Consider the following 6,505-nt stretch of genomic DNA (forward strand, 5'->3'; position numbering starts at 1 on the left):
ACATGCTCTGGATCGAGGGCGTCCTCGCCGTGTCGGTCATGCAGATCACCCTGCGATACGCACGCCAGCGCAAGGTGCTCCCCGGCTACTACGCAGGCTTCACCCTCACAGCGCGCGACGAGGCCCGGCACGTCCAGGCAGGACTGCGGTTCCTCACCGAGGCCCTCGAAGAGGACCCGACGCTGATCCGCGAGGTTCACGACACGCTGCGCACTCTGCTGCTGATGAGTTCCACCTCCAGCCAGTACGTGGCGTACGAGCCCATCGGCTGGACGCGTGACGACGTGCAGGCCATGTTCATCACCCAGCTGGTGCGCAAGATGAACCTCATCGGACTGGAGTTGCCGCCCGATCTGGCCGGCATGGTGCAGAACATCTCCGCCGACAACGCGATTGGAGGCTGAGCGATGTCGAGGGCATTCTCAGAGCAGTGGGCGGCTGACGTGCAGGAGCGTCTGTCGCAGGGATTCACCGAGAAGGACCGGGAAGGACGGTTGCCGGACTATTGGACGTGGATCGACACCGCCTCGTCCACCTTCTCAGGGGTGCTCGCCCTCGGCGCAGTGCCGGTGAAGGGCGATGTCCTGGACGTCGGCGAGTTCGTCGCGATCCAGATCTCGGAGGGCGTGGTGCAGGAGGTTCGTGTGATCACGCCGGACGAGGCGCGGGCCAGCGACTACCTCCTGGTGGGCACGTACGAGGGCTGGGAGAAGTTCCTCGGTGGCTACGACGCGGCCCGGACTGTCATGTACCGCCACCTTCAGCTGGATCACGGCAACCTGCTGAGCTTCTTCAACCGCGTGTACTACTGGATCCAGTTCCTCTCGCTGCTGCACCAGGTGCCCTCGGAGGTCGTCGTTCCCGAGGCTGTAGCCGCCTGACCGACAGCGACGCGGGGTCGACCATCGTCAGGTCGACCCCGCGTCGCAATGTCTCCGCCCCTCGGCGGAAGAGAACGATGCGCTCTTCGTCGTCGGGTTCACCCCGGGCGGACATACCCCATCGGGTATCGGGTAGGCTCGTCAGCATGACGTGCCGAGAGATCACCGCCGACAACGCTCACGATGTGATCACGTCGTGAGCGACGATTCCGCACCACGTCTGCGGTGGACGCGTGTGTGCACGGTGACACCCGGTGAGCGGATCATGCGCATTGCCGTCGCAGTCTTCGTGGGCGCCTTCGCGGTCAGCATGGGCGCCAATCTTTGGTACGCCATACCCGCTGGCTTGTGCGCGGTGCTGTTGGCGATCGGTGCCGTCACCGGGTGGTGCCCCGCGCTTCCTCGCCGCGAGCTGGCGATCGCCCCCAACGATCTCGGCATCCCGGAAGCACGCCAGAACATCGACATCTGAGAGTCGAGACGGATCGGGTCTCGCCGCCGGGACCGACGCGGATGCCCTATCCGCCGCTCGATCCGCCGTGTGCAGCAGCGGACCGGCTGAATGGCAGAGCCGCGCCGTCCCCTGGCGGGTCAGACCTGGTCGCCGACCGTGATGGCCTCGGCCTCTTCCTCGGCGCTCTCGTGGGGGATGGCGTGACGGGTGATGCGGTGTCCGGCAACGGCGAGAACGACGATCGCGACGACGAGCGAACCGACGGCGAACCAGTACGGCGCACCGACGCCGAAGGCCACTGCGATCCCGCCCGCGACGGCGGGAGCGACCGCGCCACCAAGGAATCTGACCCCGGAGTATGTCGACGAGGCCACGCTGCGCGGCAGGTCCGTCGCCTCCATGACTGTCTCGGTGAGCGCTGTGTTGAGCACGCCGAGGAAAAGGCCGGCGACGATCACGACCGTGATCAGCACGACCGCCGAGGTCGCGAAGAGCGCCATGACGGCGAGGGCCGCAGCCAGCAGCCCGAACATCGCGAACAGCACGGGTCGCAGACCGAAGCGTCGGGTGAGGACGGGTGCCACGAGTACCGACGCGATCGCCAACGCCACGCCCCAGCCGAAGAAGACGAAACCGAGTTCCTGCGCGCCGAACTCGAACCCGGCGGCGTCGGCGGCGGCGGCGATGGGAAACGGCGAGTACGCGAGGAGCGTGAAGAAGGAGTAGTTATAGAACAGCGCTGTGATAGCGAGCGTACGCAACGCCGGGTTTCGCAGCGCCACGAAGCCGGCCGTGAACGATATCCGCTCCCGCGGCTCGGTGTCAGCGCGGAGCATCACCATGATCGCGATGAAGGCGATGGCCATGAGGGTCGCGGTGCCGAAGAAGGGACCACGCCAGGAGATGCTCCCGAGCAGTCCGCCGACGAGGGGGCCCACCGCCATTCCGAGGCCGAGCGCGGCCTCATAGAGGACCACCGCCTGCCGGCTGCCGCCGCTTGCCGCGCCGACGATCGCGGCAAGCGCCGTCGAGATGAACAGCGCGTTTCCGAGTCCCCACCCGGCACGGAAGCCGATGATCTGGCCGACGCTCCCCGACAGGCCCGCGAGAGCGGCGAAAACCACGATCAGCACCAGCCCGATCAGCAGCGTCCGCTTCACCCCCAGCCTGCTGGAAATGAAGCCTGCGAAGAACATGGCGATGGCGGTGATGAGCAGGTAGCTCGTGAACAGCAGCATCGCCTCGGTCGGCGTGGCGTCCAGCTCGGCGCTGATCGCGGGGAGGATCGGGTCGACGAGACCGATCCCCATGAACGACACCATGCACGCGAACGCGATCGCCCAGACGGCGGGCGGCTGGCGCAGGATGGACGGCTTCTGCTCATCGGACATAGACATTGCACTCCTCAATCGATGGGACGGGTTTGCGGGAAACGGCATATCGGAGGGCGGCGCTCGCGGACGCCGCAAGGCTCACGCGGACTCCAGCGCGGCGACCAGCCGAGCGAGCAGCGGGACCGCGGAATCCAGCGTGCGGATCTCCTCTGCTGACAGCTCCTCCATTGCGGGACGCGCGACGTCGGCCGCGCGCAGCCGAAAGGCGGCGATCAGCTCGGCGCCCGCGCGCGTGAGGTGCACGAGCGACGCTCGGGCATCGCCCTCGTCGCGAAGGCGCTCGACAAGCCCGTCGCCCTCGAGCCGATTGACCGTGGCGGTCATCGCCGGCTGCGCGATGAACTCGCGTTCGGCGAGCTCCCCGATGCGCAAGTCGCCCACCTGCTCGAGGTTCGAGAGCACTCGCATCGCGACTAGCGACCGCACCGATCCCGCGCGACGCGAGAGACTGCGCGCAAAGCGACTGGAGTGAACCATGAGGCTGACCGAAAGCTGGTCGATCGCTGTCAATTGCATATCAACAATATATACAATCTGAATGCTCTCGAAGACCCGCTTCCGTCATATTGAGTGCTTTCAGGCGAGGAGGGTCTCGCCGATGTATCCGCCTTCGGAGCACCCGGGCGGAGCGGCGAATACAGACGAGCCGATCGGGGTCGTCCATTCGTTGAGCAGGTCGAGCTCGTCGAGGCGTCGCTGGATCGGGATGAACTGCCGCTCGATGTCTGCTTGGAAGCATACGAAGATCAGCCCGGCGTTGGAGATCCGCCCGGCCGCAGGGTTGTCGTCATAGTTGAACCCGCGTCGGAAGATCCGTTCTCTCGGGTTGTGACTGCGTGAGCGGCGCATGTGGGAGAACTCCGGGATCACCGGGAACCCGATGGCGGTCTTCGCCTCGAAGTCCGGCTCATCGAATTCGCCGGATCCGGTGAGGGGAGCCCCGTTGGATTGGAACCGGCCGACGGCCTGATCTCGCCCAGGGCGGTCTAGGCGGTCCCACTTGTCCAGGTTCATCGCGATGCGCCTGACGACGATGCCGGTACCGCCGGCAGCCCACCCGTCAGTGGTGTTCCACACCACGGCGTCGAAGTCGGCGGTTCCTGGTTCTGGGTTTGCGGTGCCGTCGACCTGACCGAAGAGGTTCCGCATCGTCGTTCCCGGCTTCACTGAGCCGTGCGCGCGGCGAAAGCCCTGCTGCGTCCACCGCAGCGACGCGAAGCTGCGGGTGTCTTTCAGCATCATGCGAGAGGCGTGCGCAACGGTGAGGGGGTCGTCCGCAGCGATCTGGATGAGGAGATCGCCGTCGCTGTACTCCGCCTGCAACCGGTCGATCCCGAACGCCGGCAGCGGTTTCAACCACGTAGGGCTCGTGGCACCGGCTCGTGCGACCAGTCCCGACCCGAATCCGAACGTGACCGTGAGCCGGGCGGGCGCGACCGCGAGCTCTGGTTCGGAGTCTGCCAACGCCGACTGCCCTTGGGTCATGCGTGCCGCATCGTCGGTGAGGATGCGCATCATCCGCCGCAGTCCGTCCCGGTCGGTCTCGGCGAGGAGGTCGAGGGCGAGGAAGATGCCGTGGGTCTGTGCGGCCGTGTCGATCCCGGCCTGGTGTGCACCATGGAACGGAACGGTGACGTCTCCATTGAGCGGGACCGATGCGGCCGTGGCGGGCGTGGTGGAGTCGGTGGAAAGAGCATTCTCGACCGCGATCGCGGCGACGGCTCCGACACCGGCGACAGTGCCTCCGAGGAGGAACTGCCGCCGGGTCGCGCCGGCGCGATCGGGATGCTTCTGCCGATCGCGTGGATTCATCAGTTGTCCATGTCCATGTCGCCGCGCTCGTAGTTCTCGTTGGCGCCCGAGTAGTCCTTCACCGGGGCGGTGAATTCGTACGTGGTGTCATCAGAGAAGGTGAGGGTGAATGTGACCTCTTCGCCCGCAGCCAGCGGAGCGGTGAGGTCCATCAGCATGATGTGGTTCCCGCCAGGCTCCAGGATGATGGAGCCGTTGGCGGGAATGACGAAGCCACCCTCGATCTGGCGCATCACCGTCTCACCGTTCTCGTTCTCCACGGTCTCGTGGAGTTCGACCATCGATGAGGCTTCGGTGGTGGCCGAGACCACGGTCACGTCGGCGTCGCTGTCGTTGGTGAGCTCACCGAAACCGGCAGACATGCCGGACTCTGCAGACTTCACCCAGGCGTCGCTGATCGACACGGCATCACCCGCGGTGACCGTGGCGTTGTCGGCGGTCTGGGTGCTGGTGGATGCGCAGCCGGTGAGAGCGAGCGCGGTCGCGGCGAGGAAGATGCCGAGACGGATACGGGTAGAGCGAGTGATCACAGGAAATGCCTTTCAGAGTGTTTCGACGATGAGGCTTCTTCGGTCACGTCGTCGGTGCTGCCGGCCGTGTGCCGGCGGCGGATGAAGTGGATACCGGCGAGCACGGCGACAGCAGTCGCTGCACCGGCTGCGCCGATCAGGGCGACTCGAGAGACGCCCCCGTTCTCCTGTGTGCTCTGACTGTCCTGTGGTCGTTCTGCCGCAGCGTCCGCGTTGTCGGCGCTCGTGGTCGCATCAGCTGCAGGTTGGCGTTGCAGGGGTTCGGCGTCACCGACCGTGAACGGGATCACCCCGGAGATGGGGTGGCCGTCCGCGGACACGACGCGCCAGCGAACCTCATACCCGCCGGCCGGCATACCTTCAGCGATCGGGACCGTGACGGTGTTCAACTGGACGGTCGGGTCACCGGCCACCCAGTCCGCGCCGGACTCGTCCGCGACCATGATCAGCGCACCAAGCTCCATCACATCGGATGAGAACTCCAACGACACCGACGTCGGCGCCGAATCGAGCCGATCATCGGCGACGGGGATGCTGGACACCAACTCGTCGTGAGCAGAGGCGGGAGCAACCGACGTGAGAGCCACGACGACCGAGACCGCCACTACGACGGCGTACCTGGGGAACGATGACATCAGCGAACCTCTCGCAAGCACCCGTGGACCGGGTGCGCAGACACAGGGCGCTCAGGAACGAGCGCGAAGACGCCGAAGCGCCCCTGAACCTGGGTGCGTCGGCGGAAGTCAGAGCACAGCGATGACCGGGGGGCCGCGCCGGCTCAGGGAGCGAGCGAGAGGTGAACACGCCGGACGGAACGGCTGGCCCACCGCCGCCACGAGCGGACGAACAGGTTCGAAGGGCAACGCGATCAAGACAGGCAGCAGATGACGTCGCGCCCACTGCGCGAGCTCCGCCGTGATCTCGCGCAACCGGTTGTATGCGCGCTCACCGAGGTACAGCGCGGCAATGGTCACGATGGCGGCGATGCCATGCATCACCCACATCGACACGTCAGCGTGCAGAGACGTTGCCACGTTCGACGCATCACCCATCGGCATCCATGACGCACCATGCATGTGATGGACCGTCACATCGCCTGACCCCGGCGAGGGTGAGAACGTTCCGAGAACGAAGAGGGTGTGAAACAGAATCTGACTCACCGCGACGGCGATCGAGAGCCGCCACAGCGAGAGGCGTCGACCAGCCAGGACTGTACACACGGCAACCGACAGAACCAGCGGGACGACGATGCCGACCCACCCGGGCAGCTGCCCCCCACCGGTGACATGCGACACCAACGCGACGAAAGTCGCCACCGCGGCCGCGAGCGAACCCCGCACGACGCGGGCTGCTCGCGACCGGTTCACGTATCCAGTCTTACACGCACCGGCCGCCGCCGCAGGCAAGCCGACTGGATCCGCTTCGTGATCATCG

The 6,505-nt window shown here is 66.2% G+C and carries 9 protein-coding genes; 3 read left to right on the forward strand and 6 right to left on the reverse strand.

Going from position 1 to position 6,505, the window contains the following annotated elements; translation table 11 throughout:
- From QZV84_RS10440 to QZV84_RS10450, 3 genes are all read left to right on the forward strand, one after another.
- Nucleotides 1-404 (forward strand): hypothetical protein (locus QZV84_RS10440; protein WP_292829187.1); only part of this gene is annotated, 404 nt, incomplete at its 5' end.
- Nucleotides 405-407: 3 nt separating this feature from the next.
- Nucleotides 408-881 (forward strand): hypothetical protein, encoded by a 474-nt coding sequence (locus tag QZV84_RS10445; RefSeq protein WP_292829189.1) that lies wholly within the window; start codon nucleotides 408-410, stop codon nucleotides 879-881.
- Between the two features lie 265 nt (nucleotides 882-1,146).
- Nucleotides 1,147-1,353, forward strand: coding sequence for a hypothetical protein (locus QZV84_RS10450; RefSeq protein ID WP_363331906.1), 207 nt, complete (start codon nucleotides 1,147-1,149; stop codon nucleotides 1,351-1,353).
- A 119-nt stretch (nucleotides 1,354-1,472) separates the two neighbouring features.
- Here the strand turns inward: QZV84_RS10450 and QZV84_RS10455 are convergent, their stop codons facing one another.
- From QZV84_RS10455 to QZV84_RS10480, 6 genes are all read right to left on the reverse strand, one after another.
- Nucleotides 1,473-2,726 carry an MFS transporter gene (locus QZV84_RS10455; protein WP_292829203.1) on the reverse strand — a complete coding sequence of 418 codons (1,254 nt, stop codon included), beginning with the start codon at nucleotides 2,724-2,726 and terminating at the stop codon, nucleotides 1,473-1,475.
- Between the two features lie 81 nt (nucleotides 2,727-2,807).
- Nucleotides 2,808-3,245 (reverse strand): MarR family transcriptional regulator, encoded by a 438-nt coding sequence (locus tag QZV84_RS10460; protein WP_292829191.1) that lies wholly within the window; start codon nucleotides 3,243-3,245, stop codon nucleotides 2,808-2,810.
- Nucleotides 3,246-3,305: 60 nt separating this feature from the next.
- A complete protein-coding gene (locus tag QZV84_RS10465; RefSeq protein WP_292829193.1) occupies nucleotides 3,306-4,541 on the reverse strand; it encodes a Dyp-type peroxidase in 1,236 nt (411 codons plus the stop codon).
- Nucleotides 4,541-5,071: a copper chaperone PCu(A)C gene (locus QZV84_RS10470; protein ID WP_292829195.1), complete on the reverse strand. Its 531-nt coding sequence runs from the start codon at nucleotides 5,069-5,071 to the stop codon at nucleotides 4,541-4,543. The genes QZV84_RS10465 and QZV84_RS10470 overlap by 1 nt, the downstream gene beginning before the upstream one ends.
- Nucleotides 5,068-5,706, reverse strand: a complete 639-nt coding sequence (locus QZV84_RS10475; RefSeq protein ID WP_292829197.1) for a copper resistance CopC family protein — start codon at nucleotides 5,704-5,706, stop codon at nucleotides 5,068-5,070. The genes QZV84_RS10470 and QZV84_RS10475 overlap by 4 nt, the downstream gene beginning before the upstream one ends.
- A gap of 108 nt (nucleotides 5,707-5,814) precedes the next feature.
- Nucleotides 5,815-6,505 (reverse strand): hypothetical protein (locus QZV84_RS10480; RefSeq protein WP_292829199.1); only part of this gene is annotated, 691 nt, incomplete at its 5' end.

This window comes from Microbacterium sp., from assembly GCF_011620715.1.
Classification (GTDB): domain Bacteria; phylum Actinomycetota; class Actinomycetes; order Actinomycetales; family Microbacteriaceae; genus Microbacterium.

What these genes read in the sequence shown, in the direction of transcription:
- QZV84_RS10460 (WP_292829191.1), bottom strand. Translation starts at nt 3,245, where the DNA reads ATGCAATTGACAGCGATCGACCAGCTTTCGGTCAGCCTCATGGTTCAC.
- QZV84_RS10475 (WP_292829197.1), bottom strand. Translation starts at nt 5,706, where the DNA reads ATGTCATCGTTCCCCAGGTACGCCGTCGTAGTGGCGGTCTCGGTCGTC.
- QZV84_RS10445 (WP_292829189.1), top strand. Translation starts at nt 408, where the DNA reads ATGTCGAGGGCATTCTCAGAGCAGTGGGCGGCTGACGTGCAGGAGCGT.
- QZV84_RS10450 (WP_363331906.1), top strand. Translation starts at nt 1,147, where the DNA reads ATGCGCATTGCCGTCGCAGTCTTCGTGGGCGCCTTCGCGGTCAGCATG.
- QZV84_RS10455 (WP_292829203.1), bottom strand. Translation starts at nt 2,726, where the DNA reads ATGTCCGATGAGCAGAAGCCGTCCATCCTGCGCCAGCCGCCCGCCGTC.
- QZV84_RS10465 (WP_292829193.1), bottom strand. Translation starts at nt 4,541, where the DNA reads ATGAATCCACGCGATCGGCAGAAGCATCCCGATCGCGCCGGCGCGACC.